Origin of the sequence: Brevibacillus agri (assembly GCF_004117055.1) — a bacterium.
In the GTDB taxonomy this organism is placed as follows: Bacteria; Bacillota; Bacilli; order Brevibacillales; family Brevibacillaceae; genus Brevibacillus; species Brevibacillus agri.
This window is the reverse complement of record NZ_CP026363.1, coordinates 1,278,655-1,293,912: the sequence shown is the minus strand read 5'-3', so window position 1 is coordinate 1,293,912 and position 15,258 is coordinate 1,278,655. Positions and strand designations below refer to the sequence as shown.

Sequence of the window (15,258 nt, the reverse complement as noted above, 5' to 3'; positions counted from 1 at the left end):
CTCCCTTCGCTCCTAACGGCCGGTAAAACGGGGAGCGCGCTTTTCCATGAAGGCCGCGACCCCTTCCTTGTGGTCCGCTGTGCTGCCTGCGACCTCCTGTGCATACGCCTCGTAGTCCAACGTCTCTTCCAGTCCCATTTCAAGCCCTTTGTACATCGTGCGCTTGATGAGGCCAATGCCTCGCGTCGGGAGGGCAGCGAGTTTTTCCGCATAGGCTACCGCTTCTTCCATGAAGCTCTCCGCCGGATACACCTTGTTCACGAGTCCGATGCGCAGCGCTTCCTCTGCCGATACTTTTTCTCCAGTCATCGCCAACTCCAGCGCCTTGCCGATGCCGACGATGCGCGGCAGGAAGTAGCAGCCCCCCGAATCGGGCACAAGCCCGATGCTGACAAATGCGTTGACAAAAGACGCCTTTTCCGATGCCAGGCGAATGTCGCAGGCGAGCGCCAGGCTCATGCCTGCTCCTGCCGCCACGCCGTTTACGGCCGCGACAATCGGCTTTTCCGTCTTTTGCAACTGGAGGATCATCGGATTGTAGCGCTTGCGCAAAAATCCGCCAAAGTCGATGTCTTCGCCCGATACTTCGCCAAGGTCCTGTCCGGCATTGAACGCCCGCCCCGCTCCCGTCAGGAGAATGCAGCGCACAGCGTCATCCTTTTGCGCCTCTTTGAGCGCCGCAACGATTTCCTTGTGCATGACCTCGGTAAAAGCGTTGAATTTGTCCGGCCGGTTCAAGGTCACGACTGCTACGCCTTCCGCTACTTCATAAAGAATGGTTTCGTACATGGCCGCCTCCTATTTACCCGTAAACCGGGGTTTGCGCTTTTCCAGGAAAGCTTGCATGCCTTCCTTGCGATCCTCGCTGGCGAGCAGCAGATAGAAGCCGTTTCGCTCGTAATCCATGCCTTCTCCCAGCGGCAAATCGTCTGCTTTGTGGACCGCTTTTTTAATCATCTGCACGGCGAGCGGCGGCTGTGCGGCGATTTGCTTCGCCAGCTTGCGGGCCTCCTGAAAGTACGCCTCTACCGGCACGACCCGATTGACCAGCCCGTAACGCAGCGCCTCCTTCGCCGAGATCGGCTCGCCCGTGAGCAGCATTTCCATCGCCTTGCGCAAGCCGACCGCGCGGGTCAGCCGCTGCGTGCCGCCTGCCCCCGGCATGACGCCCAGCTTGATCTCCGGCTGCCCGATCACGGCTGTTTCCGAAGCGATGACGATATCGCAGTTCATCATCAGCTCGCAGCCGCCGCCGAGCACGAAGCCGCTGACTGCGCCGATAATCGGCTTGGAAATGAGCGACATCCGATCCCAGACGGCGAATTGGTCCCGCTTCATGATCTCGATCGCGGACGCCTCGGCCATCTCGTTGATGTCGGCTCCGGCTGCAAATGCCTTGTCATTGCCCGTCAAAATGATCGCGCGAATGTCCGGGTCCCGGTCCATCCGCTCCAGCTCGGCAACCAGCTCATCCACTAATTGCAAATTCAGTGCGTTGAGAATCTTCGGTCGATTCAACGTAATAATCCCGATTCCATCCTCGCTGGCTGTTAGGATATATTCGTAAGCCATGCGCTTTTCACACCCTTTTTCGCAGGTAGTCGATCCGACAATCGCAAGCTAAATCGCAGCCTGAGCCTTGCCCCGATTGTCTACGATGCGGATTGCTTTTCCTTCGCTGCGCGTCAAGGAATTCGGCGGTTGAATGCGCAGCACGACGGATACGCCCAACGTATTTTTAATCATGTGCCCAATCTCTTTTACAAGATGCGACAAAGCAGCGCTTTCATTTCCGCTGATCTCGCTGGCGTACTCCTGTGTCAGCTCGCAGTGGACTTCAAACCGATCAAGCGCTCCGTCGCGTTCGATCACAACTTGATAGTGCGGTGCCAGTTGGTTGAAAGTCAGCAAAACAGACTCGATCTCTGTCGGGAATACGTTGACGCCGCGAATAATCAACATATCGTCTACGCGCCCTTTGATCCGCGACATGCGCATGGTCGTGCGGCCACACTTACAGGGCTCCGGATTGAGCGAAGCGATGTCTCCTGTGCGATAGCGGATCACCGGGAACGCTTCTTTGGTCAAAGAGGTGAAAACAAGTTCGCCTTCCTGTCCGTAAGGCAGCACTTCGCCTGTATTCGGATCAATAATTTCGGCGTAGAAATGGTCTTCTGCGATGTGCAGTCCATCCTGCGCTTCGTGGCACTCGATGGATACGCCTGGCCCCATGACTTCGCTCAAGCCGTAAATGTCCACCGCTTTAATATCGAGCGCTTCTTCAAGCTGTACGCGCATTTCCTCGGACCACGGTTCCGCCCCGAAAATTCCGTATTTGACGCTGGTTTCCCGCGGGTTGATGCCTTGTTTTTTCATTTCCTCGACGATGTTGAGCACGTAGGAAGGCGTCGCTGCGATTCCGCGCGGCTGGAAGTCCTCGATCAGCGTGATCTGGCGGGAAGTGTTGCCGCCGGATACAGGAACCGCTACTGCGCCGAGATACTCGATGCCATTATGCAGGCCAAGCCCTCCTGTGAACAGGCCGTAGCCGTACGCATTGTGGAAAATGTCCCCTGGCTGGCCGCCGGCACAGCAGATCGCGCGGGCCACGATTTCCGCCCAGTTTTCCAGGTCTTTTTTCGTGTAGCCGACAACGGTCGGTTTGCCTTTTGTCCCCGACGAGCCGTGGATGCGGGCGACTTCGTTCATGTCTACCGCAAACAGCTTGAATGGGTAGTTTTCCCGCAGGTCTGTCTTTTTCATGAACGGCAGCTTGCGGATGTCTTCGATGGACTGGATGTCTTCCGGTTTTACCCCTGCTTCGTCGAACGCTTTTTTATGAAACGGCACTCGTTCGTAGACGCGTGCGGCCGTTTCCTTCAAGCGCTCCAGTTGGAGTTGAGTCATTTTTTCTCTTGACAGCGTTTCCATTTCCGTATTAAAGATCATGCCGTTTCCCTCATTCCATTACGTTATGTCTTTGCATGCTTGCTGCTTATTCGCCCTTGAATACAGGTTTGCGCTTTTCGCGGAACGCTTCCAGCGCCTCCAGACGGTCTTTGGTTGGAATAATGACCTCGTAGCACATCGTTTCTACATCCAGCCCTGTTTGCAAATCGACGCTGCTGCCGCGGTCGATGGCGGCTTTTGCCTGATAGACGGCGAGCGGCGCGTTGCCGAGAATTTCATGGGCCAGTCCCATTGCCAGCGCATGCAATTCTTCCTGATCGCGGGCTGTCCCATTCACGATTCCTAAGCGGTTGGCTTCCGTCGCCTGAATGCGGCGTGCCGTCAAAATCAGCTCTTTCGCTTTGGCCGGACCGATCAGCCGGGACAAACGCTGCGTCCCCCCTGCCCCTGGAATGATGCCCAGGCTCACTTCAGTCAGCCCCATCTTGGCGTCTTCCAGTGCGTAGCGGAAGTCGCAGGCAAGCGCCAGCTCGAAGCCTCCGCCAAAGGCAAAGCCGTTAATCAGCGCAATCGTCGGCTGTGGCAGCCGCTCCAACGCGGTGAACACATCGCGAATTTTGCGGACGTTGCGCCGTACTTGCTGCTCGTTTAACGTGCGGCGTTCTTTCAAATCGGCCCCTGCGCAAAACGCCCGGCCTTCGCCTTTTATCAGCAGGACGCGGATGTCTTTTGACTCCAGCCGCACCTGCTCGATCAGGTCACCCAGACGTTCCAGCGTATCGTAGTTCAGTGCATTCAGCTCATCCGGACGGTTCAGCGTGATGATCGCCACGTGGCCGTCTCGTTCAAAGCGAACGGTTTCCTCCATGCTCTGCGTCCTCCTTGTGCAGCCATTTCCTCCAGTGCGGTTAGCGGTTCGGGTTGACCCGCGCATACGTCCCTGTCGCAAAAGCAACCAGCTTCCCGTCGCAGGTCACGCGCGCTTCCATAATAATCAGGCTTTTTCCCTGCTTCAAAACGCGCGATTCGGCTTCCAGCCGCTCTCCGCGAGCAGGGTACAAATATTGAATCTTGCTCTCTACCGTGACGCATTGTTGCACACCGTCTACATGGGGAGCGGCTCCATGTCCCATCGCTACATCAGCCAGTGTCGCCGTTACGCCTCCATGCACGACGCCATCGATGCTATTGAACAGCTCAGGGCGAATTTTCAGCGCTACCTTGCAGCCCTGTTCATCTCGATGTACGACTTCTATGCCCAGGTAGTGGTTAAAACGATTGCGGATTTCCACTGTCATCCTCTCGCCCCCGTGTTAGTATCCTCGTGAAACAGTGAAAGGAGCCTGTGCTCCTCGCATTCGGCTTCCTTTCCCTGTCTGATTTTCGCATTTGGTTTATTTCGGTTCGTCAATCGCGACGAAGTATTCGTTTTTCCGATACGCCAGGGCGTCCAATGTCGCTACCAGGCCATGCTCGGTTTCTACACGGATGCGGTACCAGGCTGTCCGGTTGTTCTTCTTCTCCTCCGTGGCAGTTGCCACCAGTCGGTTTCCTTTCATGGCTGCGGCCAAAAATCCGATGTTCATAGACAACGCCACGGATGTTTTGCCGTAGGAATTACAGGCTGCTGCGAAAACAAAATCAGCCAGGGAGAAAATGATCGCGCCATGCGCTGTGCCGTGTGCGTTCAGCATGTGTTCGGCCACGGTCACTTCCGCTGTCGCCGTCCCTTCCCCAAGCTCGATCAGCTTGACGCCTAAAAATTGGGCAAATTGGTCTTGCTTCAGCTTTTCGCAAATTTCATCGTAGTGCTTGCGATGAAGCTCTCGCTCGTCGACAAATGTTTTCCCGCTCATCGATTAGACCACTTCAGCAAAATGCATGGACACCACTTGGCCGGCAAATCCACGCAAGTCTTTTCCTGCTGCACGTCCCTCTGGAGATGACAACGCTTCCAACAGAGCCTCTTTTGTTTCAAAGTACATTTCTGCGATCAGGTGCAGATCGGACTCGCCCATTGGCGTGCCGTAAACCTTGCTCACTTCCATCTTGACCAGGCCAGGCATTTTTTCTGCGAGTGCAGCGTGCACTTCGAAATAGTGCTTGTCAAAAGCCTCGATATCTTCAGGCTTGCGATAAATTGCCACCAATTTCACCATTACGATCCCTGCTTTCATCAGTTTATTTCACAAAACATGTGACGAGATAATGATATAACGTTATTTTAACGCATGTTTATATTTTTATTATATAAAGCCTTTCCGACAGGTGCAAGTATTTTTCAAAAAGCAAGAAAACTCTGTCGCCGGAATCTTCTGGTGCAAAACCTGCTACTATCATCATGCTTATCTTTGTTTTGCTTCGATAGTACAAAAAAATGGCTGCCAGAAATGACTTCCGACAGCCGATCAGAAAACTTGGCTGCGCCAAGCCATGGGCGCAGCCTTAGTTGCCCCTATACGGGATAAGAACCTTATCCATTCTTATCTGTAAAAAAAGAGGACAGACATGGCGTCTGCCCTCTTTGTCGCGCCTGGCGTTCTAAATCCACACCCAGTAAACGAAGACGATTATCGCAACCAGAATAAAGAACAACCCGGCGAAAATGCTGACTCGTGCAAACTCATGGCCTTTTTGGTCCATGTGCATCCAAACAAACAGTTGGAAGAGCGCCTGAACGAAGGCCAGTACGACGATGAACGGTACGGTGAAACCTGCCGGAACCACTTCATACGCTACTGCAATAAATGCCAGTGCGGTCAATACGAGAGATCCGATGAAAGCCACTACGTGTCGTTTAGGACTGTCGTGTTTTACTTTCGGCTTGCGTACCTCTTCATTTTGAGCATGTGCTCCCATAGATTACCCCACCTTTCCACCGATCATACCCATAAGATATACAACGGTAAAGATGAACACCCACACTACGTCGATAAAGTGCCAATACAAGCAGGCCAGGTAGAACTTCGGAGCCGTTACTACCGTCAGACCTTTTTTCACTGCCGACAACTGCAACAGGATGATCCACAAAATCCCGAACGCTACGTGGCCCCCGTGGAAGCCAACCAGCGTATAGAACGCGGAACCGAATGCACTCGTCGAGATTTTGTGGCCTTCATGCACGTAATGCACGAACTCGTAAATCTCCAGCGCAAGGAACCCGAGGCCGAGCAGTACAGTGATGGTCAGCCATACCTGAATCATCTTCAGGTTTTTCTTGTGCAGGGCGAGCGTAGCCATAACACTTGTCATCGAGCTGGTAAGCAGGATCAGCGTTGCGGCTGCAACCAGCGGCATATCGAACAGTTGCTGCGATGTAGGACCGCCGTTTACTTGATCGCGGAGCGCGATGAATGTTGCGAACAAGGAACCGAAAAGAACTGTCTCCCCGCCAAGGAAGAGCCAGAAGCCAAGAATCTTGTTCTTGCCTTCAAGGGTGGCTTTTTCCGGTTCATCAGGTAATACTGCGTTTGCATGATGTGTAGCCATTAAGCCTTAACCCCTTTCTCTTCGATTTCGTCCTCATGAATATGATAACCAGGATCGTCTTTTACAGAACGGGCGAACATGCTGGCGAATGTCACGAGCAAGCCGATAACCACGACAAAGTAGTTGTGGTACATGAAGCCGTAACCCGCAACAAACAAGCCTACAGACATCAGGAAAGGCAGGAACGATGGCGACGGCATGTGGATGTCACCAAGCGGTTCAGCAGGTGTCATGCCTTTGTTGCCAGCCATTTTCTCAATCCAGAATGCATCCAGACCGCGAACCAGCGGTGTTTGCGCAAAGTTGTACTCAGGCGGTGGCGACGGAATCGACCACTCAAGCGAACGTCCATCCCACGGGTCTGCAGGAGCGCGTTTGCCTTTTGCGGAAACAACGACGTTAACCAGGAACAGGATGGTACCGATCGTCATACCGAATACCCCGATCGTACTGATGAAGTTCCCGACATCGAGATCCTGACCTTTCAGGAACGTGTAGACGCGGCGCGGCATCCCCATCAAGCCAAGGAAGTGCTGCGGGAAGAAGGTAAGATGGAAGCCGATGAAGAACGTCCAGAAGTTCCATTTACCAAGTGTTTCATTGAGCATTTTCCCGAACATCTTCGGCCACCAGTAGTACAGACCTGCGAACAGACCGAACACAAGACCCCCTACGATAACGTAGTGGAAGTGCGCTACTACGAAGTAACTGTCATGGTATTGGTAGTCAGCCGGCGGAACCGCGAGCATAACCCCTGTCATACCACCGATTGTAAACGTCGGGATGAAGCCTACTGCAAACAGGTTTGCGGTAGGGAAGCGGATTTGTCCGCCCCACATGGTCAAAAGCCAGTTGAAGATTTTGATACCCGTAGGCACCGCAATCAACATCGTTGCCAGACCGAACAGCGTATTGGCGATAGCGCCCAAACCGGTTGTAAACATGTGGTGAGCCCACACCATGAAGCCAAGGAAGCCGATCAGCGCGGTTGCGAATACCATGGAGCTGTAACCGAACAGGCGCTTTCTGGAGAAGGTGGAAATGACTTCAGAAATCACACCGAATGCCGGGAGAATCAGGATGTATACTTCGGGGTGACCGAAAATCCAGAACAAGTGCTGCCAAATGACAACATTACCACCAGCGTCCGGATTGAAAAAGTTACCGCCGAACAGACGGTCGAACATCAACAGAACCAGGCCGACTGTAATCGCAGGGAACGCGAACAGAATCAGGCCGGATGTTACAAAAGACGCCCAGGTGAACATTGGCATACGCATGAATGTCATACCTGGAGCACGCATGTTGATGATGGTAACCAGGAAGTTGATACCACCGATCAGCGTACCAAGACCGGCAATTTGCAGACCGAGAACGTAGAAGTCTACCCCGCGGCCGCTAAATTGGTTCAAAGCCAAAGTTGTATAAGATGTCCATCCGGCATCTGGCGCTCCACCAAGGAACCAACTGGTGTTCAAGAGCACTCCCCCGAAGAAGAAGAGCCAGAAACCGAGAGAGTTAACAAATGGGAATGCTACGTCGCGTGCGCCAATTTGCAGCGGAACGACCGCGTTCATCAGCGCGAAGATGACCGGCATGACTGCCAAGAAAATCATCGTGGTGCCGTGCATGGTAATCAGTTCGTTAAATGTCTTGGCACCAACCACTTGAGCTTCTGGATACATCAACTGCAAACGGATCAGCAGGGCTTCGAAACCGCCAGCCAGAAAGAAAATTCCGCCGGCAATCAAGTACAGGATCGCGATCTTCTTGTGATCCACTGTCGTGAGCCAATCCCACAGCCCTGAACGTTTTGGCGCGGGTGCGTGAGAAGCATGTGCAGACACAGGTTTACCTCCTTTTTAAGCGTAACTGCCTATGACGAATGTCATTTCATTACGGTAATTACTTCACGCTGAGTGTAGACATGTACTCTACAAGCGCTTTCACTTGTGCATCGTCGAGGTTGAGGTTAGGCATGTTGTTGCCCGGTTTCACCTTTTGCGGATCTTTCAGCCACTCTGCCACATTCTCAGGCGTATGGGCGAGAATACCTGCTACGCGCTCGCGATCCGCGAAGTTGGTCAGGTTTGGACCCAGTTTGCCGCCTTTGCCGGCAATGGCATGACAGCCGAGACAGCTTTTGTTGAAGATTTCTTGACCTTGTGCAGCACCTGGGGATGTTGCAGCTACCGGCTCTTTGGACTGAACGCCCTTCATGCCGTTTGCCCAGTTGTCAAATGCAGCCTGGTCCATTACTTCCACCTTGAAGTCCATCAAGGCATGGGACGCTCCACAGAGCTCCGCGCATTTACCGTAGAAAATGCCTGTCTTGTCTGCTTGCAGCCAAATCTTGTTTTCCTGGCCTGGGTTGGTGTCGATCTTGCCGCCCAATGCCGGAATCCAGAATGCGTGCATTACGTCAGCAGAGGTCACGTGGAACTGAACCTTTTTGCCAACTGGCAGAACGAGGTCTTGTGCGGTTGCTACTCCCAGATCAGGGTACTCGAACTCCCACCAGAACTGGTGAGCGATTACCTTCACTTGAAGCGCTTCCTCTTTTGGATATTCCTTGTGCAGAGCGAAACCGGTCGTAACGGTTGGAATCGCCATGACAATCAGGAGCAGGAAAGGAATAACCGTCCAAAGAATCTCAAGTGCATGATTGCCTTCGACCTGTTTTGGAACGCCTTGCTGTCCCGGGCGCTTACGATATCGAATAAGGACGTACGTAAAGATCAGCATAACGACAATGAAGACGCCGATCATGATAGCGGAGGACAGCTTCATCAGGTCATACTGCATCGCAGCCACCGGGCCGGAAGGCTTGAGCGCTGAGAGCTCATCTTTGCCACACCCGGTTAACACCAGCGCCAGCAGACCAAAAAGAGAAAGCTGACGCCAAAACTGTTGCCAACCCTTCATACCAATGAACCCCTCTTTCTTCGTGTTGGTAACGTTCTAGCCACGCTTACAACTAGAAGCTTACGTACTCTTTCATTTGCGTAAGAAATAGCTAGCTATACTTTCCCCAACTATCATACCCAATCAGGAAAAGGATTAGCAGTCATTTCTAAAACAAACAAAAAGAGTAAAGGCCAAGAAAGCAGACTTCTACCAGTGCGTGGTAACCATTTAAGTATACATAAATTTTCCTTAATCTAAAGGCTATTTGTTATGATTTTGTTAACAAATTTATGAACAAATTTGTGAACTTTCAAGAGAAATGTAACCAGTTCAGGGAAGTTAAAGGAGATTCGCATGCAAAAAAGACCAATAGCACTAATCACTGGAACCTCTAGCGGCTTTGGAATGAACGCTTCTGTGGCATTAGTCAAGGCCGGATTTTACGTAATCGCTTCCATGCGCGACCTGGAAAAAAGGGGCCCTCTTGACAAAATTGCAAACTTGCATATAGCAAGCGAACATATGGAAGTGATTTCCTTGGACGTCACTCGCCCCGCCGAAATTGAGCAGGCGATCACCAGCATCATCGAACGGCACGGCCGCATCGACCTGTTGCTCAACAATGCAGGCTGCGCCTACGGCGGCTTTGCCGAGGAAATCCCTCCCGAGCACTGGCGCAGCCAGTTTGCAGTCAACGTGTTCGGCCTGATCGACGTCACTCGCGCCGTGCTGCCGCACATGCGGCGACAACAAGCAGGAAGGATCATCAATCTGAGCAGCATCAGCGGCCGCTTCGGCTTCCCCGGCCTCTCGCCCTACGCCGCTTCCAAGCACGCAGTCGAAGGCTTCAGCGAGTCGTTGCGCCTGGAGATGCTGCCCTATCACGTTTATGTGAGCGTCATCGAGCCAGGCTCGTATCGCACTCCGATCTGGGAAAAGGCGTTGCAAACCCAGCAGCCTGTCCCAGACTCCGACTCCGCCTATGCCGGGCAAATGAAGCTGCTGCGCCAGCATGTGGAATCAATCATGCGGTCTGCCCCGGAGCCGGACGCCGTCATCTCCGCAATCGTCCGCGCCGCGACCAGCCCCGCTCCCCGCTTTCGCTATCCGGTCGGGCGAAGCACGGTGCTGATGCTCGCGGCAAAAACGCTGCTTCCCTGGCGCTGGATCGAGCGGCTGGTTGTCAAAAAGCTGTCGCCTTCCTCCCACCGCGCAGACTGAACGCCACCGCTTTTCTCGTAGACCCAAGCAACAGCAAAAAGGACAGCCTCCCGTCTTCTTTAGACGTCGGAGCTGTCCTTCATCATGCGCGGCTCTATTCATTTCCCGAACGGATGGCTCTAAGCAACCACGTATGCTGCAAATATTCGGCCACCCCGTAAAAGATCGCGACAAATCCCGCTCCTATCGGCGAAACCTGGGCCTCTGGCAAAAAGACGACGCTGCCGTAGACGATGAGAAAGCCGATGATGAAATCAATAGCGGTCGTAAGCCAAAGACTGCCGGGCGCGAGAATGGCCCTGTCCAGAAAAAAACCGGCGAGAGCGAGCACGAACCCCACTCCGACCGACTGGTACAAGTTCGCAAAATTCACCTCGGGAAAGAGCGCATCGGCCAAAACAACAAAGATCGGGCTTACAAGCAACTTCATCCAAAGACCGTCCACGTTTGTTCCCACTCCTTATGCTGGGGTCTTCTCAGTATGCCCCGCTTTTGGCCGACAATCCCCGCCATCCTCCCCCTTGTCAACGCAGCCAACTGCTAATGACATCGCTCATCGGCTTGAAAATCCATTCCATCACATACACAGGGTTGGCAAGCCGCCCGTATTGCGTGGCGGCGTACAGCCCGACACTGATGACAAGCATCGCGACGAAGACGGTCATTTCTTTTTTCTGCCTCTGGCGGATCAGTCTGGGCAGCTCATACAGGCAGACGATAATCGAGACAAGCACAACTGTCAGCGTAGACATTTATCCTCCTCCTCGCTCGGTCACTTTTCTTTGAAGGCGTTGCTGATCGTCCCCAACCGCCTGATTTTGACCTCCGCCTGGATATGCACCGGCAGCTTGGCAAATTCCTTGTCCCAGTTTTTCTCCAGTTGCTTCCACACTTTCGGGTATTTGCGGTGAATCGCATCGCCGAAGCCGAAAATGTCTACGCCTCTTTTTTTGGCGTAGGCGACAGCGCGCATTCCACTCTCGACCATCCCTTTTTCTGCGTCTTTTTCCACTTGCTCGATCGTCTCCATCTTCGTCAGATCAATATTGCACTGCACCTCGCCGACGTCATTTTCCAACTGGATCAGAACCGTGATTTCCGGCTTGCCGTTTTTCAGGCTGGCCTTGATCTTGGAATCGGCATTCATGACTTCCATCGTCATTCTTCCTCCGCCTTTGCACGGAAGGCTGCCCGCCGTACTTTTCACGTTTCCGGCAATGTAGTTGTACGCTTTGCTGTCCGCTTCGTTGAGCCAGCCGATCAGCTTGTCTCCGCGAAACGCCGCCAACGTGGAGTATTCCAGCAGCACGTTGGAATCAATCTGCTCCACATTGCTCCGCCGATCCCCCTCCACCGCCGGACCAGTCAAGCGAATGCCCGTCAGCACTGCCTGCTTACCGTTGTTCGTCAAATCCGCAATCAACTGATCCAGCGTCACCGCAACAGTCGGAGCCCATGCTTTAGAGGACGTTTCCAGCGAGGCGAACAGCTCGTTGGACGGGATTTGCTCAAGCGGCGTAATCACTTTCAAAATACTGCTCGCCGTCGTTCCGCGCGCCACAGCAATGTAAAAATCCGTGCGAAATTCATGGTCGCGCGACACAAAATCAAGCACGGGAGCAATTCCTTCCCGCGCCATCGCCTCGCCCAGTATCAGCATCCTTGTATGCGACATATAGATTTTGCGCGGAGAGACCGTCGTCATTTTTCGCAGCGCCTCAAAAACAGTAGGGGCATTCATGGAAAAAAGCGTGACAGGAGCCCTACCTGGCTTCCCTTTGTTGGCTGCTACTTCCCCCGGGTCCACCACCTGGACAGACACGGTATAGCCGTGCTCCGCCTTGTCGATTCCGATACCTACGCAGATAGCCAGATCGTTCAGTTCTTTGCGGTTCCAGCAACCGGCCAGGAGCATGACCAGCGCGATGCAGAGAAGCACTTTTATGCCTTTCATGGAAGTCCACTCCTTTGCTTTTCGTGTGCTACTTGCCGGGCGGGGGTGGCTTCATTTTCGTTGACTGGCGGCGCAGGTTGCGCTTGCTGATCGACTCAGGCCGCTTGTCCAAGGCCCAACGGGGAAGGCGCAGGATCGTATCCCGCTGCTCCTTGAATGAAAACGGAGCAAACGTGCTCATGTACGGAACGCCAAACGAACGCAGGCTGCACAAGTGCAGCACCAGAGCGAGCACCCCGACAATGATGCCGTAGATGCCGAAGGAGGCCGCCAGCACCATCAGCGGAAAGCGCAGGATGCGCACGGGAATCGACATGTTGATCGCCGGAAAAATAAAGCTGGAGATCGCCGTAATCGAAACGACGATAACCATCGCCGCAGACACGATACCCGCCTCTACTGCGGCCTGGCCGATTACCAGCGTCCCGACAATGGAGATTGCCTGCCCGACAGCGCGCGGCATGCGAATCCCCGCCTCCCGCAAAATCTCGAAGGCGATCTCCATCAATACCGCCTCCACGAAAGCCGGAAAAGGCACGCCCTCCCGTTGCGCCGCCAGACTGATGAGCAGTTGGGTCGGCAGCATCTCCTGATGAAAAGTGGTAATCGCGATATAGAGAGAAGGCGCGGTCAGCACAAACGGAGTTCCGTCCACCAGGATCGCGACCCTGCCCTCCAGCAAATTGGAGGCAACCACATCGGGGCGCTCGGAGTTGGAGATCGTCGGAAACGGCGTGTACGCTGCATCCTGGATCAGCTCCTCGATCATCCCGCTCTCCATGATGCCGTCCATATCAATCCGGTCCAGCCTGCTGCGGACTTCCTCCACAACGCCTTCCTCGACCAGACCTTTGATGTACACGACCGCGATTTCCGTCTTTGTCACTTCCCCGATTCTGCGCGTCTCGACCCACATCTTTTCACTGACGATTCGCCTGCGCAACAGCGTAACGTTCGTCCGCAGGTTCTCCGTGAAACCTTCACGCGGACCGCGAATGACCGTTTGCGCCGTCGGCTCGGTCACCCCTCTGTCCTTCCATTCCTGCAAGCCGATCGCCATCGCCTGTTCATATCCGTCCAAGAATAGGATGGCGCACCCGGAGAGCATGGCCGTAAACATCTCGGGAAAATTGTCCACGTCACCGATATCGCCAACGGTCAAAACCGCATCTTTTAAAAAGGGGACGAGTTCTTCCTCGCGTTCCAGCTCCAGTTCTTTAAAGCGCGTCTTGTAAAGCAGGCTGTTGATTAAAACCCCCTGCACCATGTGGGTATCTACCATGCCATCCGTGTACACAACAGCAGCGCGTACAGGCTCGCGGCTGTCCAGAACCAGTTCGCGGATCACTATGTCATTGCTGTATCCTAGCGCCTCTTTTACATACCGAACATTCTCATCCAGGCTGGGGCCAATTTGAGCCATCTCATTGCTCCCTTACATTGGCAATTATTTATCCAGTTTTTCCACCCGTGCCCGTTACTAAACGAACGGAATGGAAAACTTGCCCCTGGCCGCAAAGAAAAAGACTTCCCCTGCTCGTCGCTTGCGAGAGGGAAAGTCTTGTTGATCGAGAAGCTTAGCCCGTTACAGGCTGGGCTGGATCGTCAAAGGAAGGGTCGTACCATTCTACCTTGTGCGTTTGCTGAATCTCGTTCAGCCAATTGTTGTAGTTTTCGCTGCGGTTTTTATCGGTCAAAACAGATTTGATCTGATCGCGCACCTTTTCAAATTCCGGCGCAGGCGAGCCCATCTGCTGTTTGTTCTCGTCGTAGTATTTCTTGATCTGTTCATCCGTAACCGGAAACGCCTTGTCGAGCAGCTTGTCGCGGGTCATCAGCACCGTCAGCTTCTCACGCAGCTTTTGCTCGGTCATCCCCATGCTCTGGAGGTAGTTTTTGAACGCTTCCTCGGAGCCGACCTGTTCTTTCATCGAGGCAATTTCCTTGTCCATTTCTTCCTTGGTCACCGTAACGTTTTGCGCCTTGGCTTCCTGTGAAATCAGCGACTGGGCGACCAGCTCGTGTATCATCTGCTTGCCGTACATCGTCTTCATTTCGTCGTACAGTTGATATTGCGTAATCGAGGTATCACCAGCCTTGACCAGAACCGGGTCTTTCTCTGCCTCTCCTGCCTGGTAGACACCGAGCACAGCCAGTCCGGTCAGCAAAACGGCAACCGAAAGTATAGAAACGTCGAACTTCTTCACTTGGATATCCTCACTTTCTGTTATCTGCCCACCAAGTATAGTCAGGAGATACGGTAGAAAAATGGAATGAGGATTACACAACTTTTCCACATTCTTATATAATTATGTGCCAGCTTTTGCGGCTACATGAAAAATCGGGCAAAAAAAGAAGTGAGGACGGAGGCAATGACGGGACCCAAAACCGCCCATATTTGCAAAAAACGCTCCTGCCTCCTGCTTTTTTCTCCTTCGATGATCTGTGCCAGATTTTCCTTGTCCCGATTGTCGTCGTTCAATAGCTGCATGATGATATCTTTCTCTTTATTCGCTTTTTCTTCTCTCAACTTCAGTTCAGTCTGTAGCTTCGCAATCGCTTGCAGCAAATCAATGCGTACGTCTTCCAAGCGTTCCAGTCTGTGCTCGATTCTTTCCAACCACTTCGTAACGATCGTCATTTGTCCCTCAAGCTGATCGGTTCTTTCTTCGAATTTGTCCAGTTTCTGGTAGATACGTTGCATGCGCGTCCATGTCTCTTTGGTTGTCCTGTTTTCCCGGCGTCATAGGTCACACCTCCTCCGTCCCTTGTAATAC

18 protein-coding genes are annotated in these 15,258 nt (G+C 53.3%); 1 reads left to right on the top strand and 17 read right to left on the bottom strand.

Annotation, left to right across the window (positions count from 1 at the left end):
- Positions 1-12 precede the first annotated feature (12 nt).
- From BA6348_RS06485 to coxB, 11 genes are all read right to left on the bottom strand, one after another.
- Positions 13-789 (bottom strand): enoyl-CoA hydratase-related protein, encoded by a 777-nt coding sequence (locus tag BA6348_RS06485; protein WP_025848308.1) that lies wholly within the window; start codon positions 787-789, stop codon positions 13-15.
- A gap of 9 nt (positions 790-798) precedes the next feature.
- Positions 799-1,572: an enoyl-CoA hydratase-related protein gene (locus BA6348_RS06480; protein WP_005830716.1), complete on the bottom strand. Its 774-nt coding sequence runs from the start codon at positions 1,570-1,572 to the stop codon at positions 799-801.
- Positions 1,573-1,620: 48 nt separating this feature from the next.
- Complete coding sequence (gene paaK, locus BA6348_RS06475) at positions 1,621-2,949, bottom strand: phenylacetate--CoA ligase PaaK (RefSeq protein WP_005830715.1); 1,329 nt, start codon at positions 2,947-2,949, stop codon at positions 1,621-1,623.
- A 46-nt stretch (positions 2,950-2,995) separates the two neighbouring features.
- Entirely contained in the window at positions 2,996-3,778 is a 783-nt protein-coding gene (locus BA6348_RS06470) for an enoyl-CoA hydratase-related protein (protein ID WP_005830714.1), read from the bottom strand.
- Positions 3,779-3,818: 40 nt separating this feature from the next.
- Complete coding sequence (locus BA6348_RS06465) at positions 3,819-4,208, bottom strand: PaaI family thioesterase (protein ID WP_005830712.1); 390 nt, start codon at positions 4,206-4,208, stop codon at positions 3,819-3,821.
- A gap of 96 nt (positions 4,209-4,304) precedes the next feature.
- Positions 4,305-4,766, bottom strand: a complete 462-nt coding sequence (locus tag BA6348_RS06460; RefSeq protein ID WP_007782943.1) for a hotdog fold thioesterase — start codon at positions 4,764-4,766, stop codon at positions 4,305-4,307.
- A gap of 3 nt (positions 4,767-4,769) precedes the next feature.
- The gene (locus BA6348_RS06455) at positions 4,770-5,069 is read right to left on the bottom strand and encodes an EthD family reductase (protein ID WP_005830709.1); all 300 of its coding nucleotides are present in this window, start codon (positions 5,067-5,069) and stop codon (positions 4,770-4,772) included.
- A gap of 382 nt (positions 5,070-5,451) precedes the next feature.
- Positions 5,452-5,769, bottom strand: a complete 318-nt coding sequence (locus BA6348_RS06450) for a cytochrome C oxidase subunit IV family protein (protein ID WP_005830707.1) — start codon at positions 5,767-5,769, stop codon at positions 5,452-5,454.
- A gap of 3 nt (positions 5,770-5,772) precedes the next feature.
- Positions 5,773-6,399, bottom strand: coding sequence for a cytochrome (ubi)quinol oxidase subunit III (locus BA6348_RS06445; RefSeq protein ID WP_005830705.1), 627 nt, complete (start codon positions 6,397-6,399; stop codon positions 5,773-5,775).
- Entirely contained in the window at positions 6,399-8,246 is a 1,848-nt protein-coding gene (ctaD, locus tag BA6348_RS06440; RefSeq protein WP_005830704.1) for a cytochrome c oxidase subunit I, read from the bottom strand. The genes BA6348_RS06445 and ctaD overlap by 1 nt, the downstream gene beginning before the upstream one ends.
- A 58-nt stretch (positions 8,247-8,304) precedes the next feature.
- Positions 8,305-9,324 carry a cytochrome c oxidase subunit II gene (gene coxB, locus BA6348_RS06435; protein WP_005830702.1) on the bottom strand — a complete coding sequence of 340 codons (1,020 nt, stop codon included), beginning with the start codon at positions 9,322-9,324 and terminating at the stop codon, positions 8,305-8,307.
- Between the two features lie 336 nt (positions 9,325-9,660).
- Between coxB and BA6348_RS06430 the strand changes: the two genes are divergently transcribed.
- Entirely contained in the window at positions 9,661-10,527 is an 867-nt protein-coding gene (locus BA6348_RS06430) for an SDR family oxidoreductase (protein WP_007782948.1), read from the top strand.
- A 94-nt stretch (positions 10,528-10,621) separates the two neighbouring features.
- On the opposite strand, the gene BA6348_RS06425 is transcribed toward BA6348_RS06430, so the two are convergent.
- From BA6348_RS06425 to BA6348_RS06400, 6 genes are all read right to left on the bottom strand, one after another.
- Complete coding sequence (locus BA6348_RS06425) at positions 10,622-10,957, bottom strand: hypothetical protein (RefSeq protein WP_206699126.1); 336 nt, start codon at positions 10,955-10,957, stop codon at positions 10,622-10,624.
- Positions 10,958-11,051: 94 nt separating this feature from the next.
- Positions 11,052-11,279 carry a hypothetical protein gene (locus BA6348_RS06420; protein WP_005830697.1) on the bottom strand — a complete coding sequence of 76 codons (228 nt, stop codon included), beginning with the start codon at positions 11,277-11,279 and terminating at the stop codon, positions 11,052-11,054.
- Between the two features lie 20 nt (positions 11,280-11,299).
- Complete coding sequence (locus BA6348_RS06415; protein WP_005830696.1) at positions 11,300-12,481, bottom strand: Ger(x)C family spore germination protein; 1,182 nt, start codon at positions 12,479-12,481, stop codon at positions 11,300-11,302.
- 28 nt (positions 12,482-12,509) lie between these two features.
- The gene (locus tag BA6348_RS06410; protein WP_174768824.1) at positions 12,510-13,904 is read right to left on the bottom strand and encodes a spore germination protein; all 1,395 of its coding nucleotides are present in this window, start codon (positions 13,902-13,904) and stop codon (positions 12,510-12,512) included.
- 154 nt (positions 13,905-14,058) lie between these two features.
- Complete coding sequence (locus BA6348_RS06405) at positions 14,059-14,688, bottom strand: SurA N-terminal domain-containing protein (protein ID WP_005830692.1); 630 nt, start codon at positions 14,686-14,688, stop codon at positions 14,059-14,061.
- 122 nt (positions 14,689-14,810) lie between these two features.
- Positions 14,811-15,185, bottom strand: coding sequence for a hypothetical protein (locus BA6348_RS06400; protein ID WP_005830691.1), 375 nt, complete (start codon positions 15,183-15,185; stop codon positions 14,811-14,813).
- Positions 15,186-15,258 lie beyond the last annotated feature (73 nt).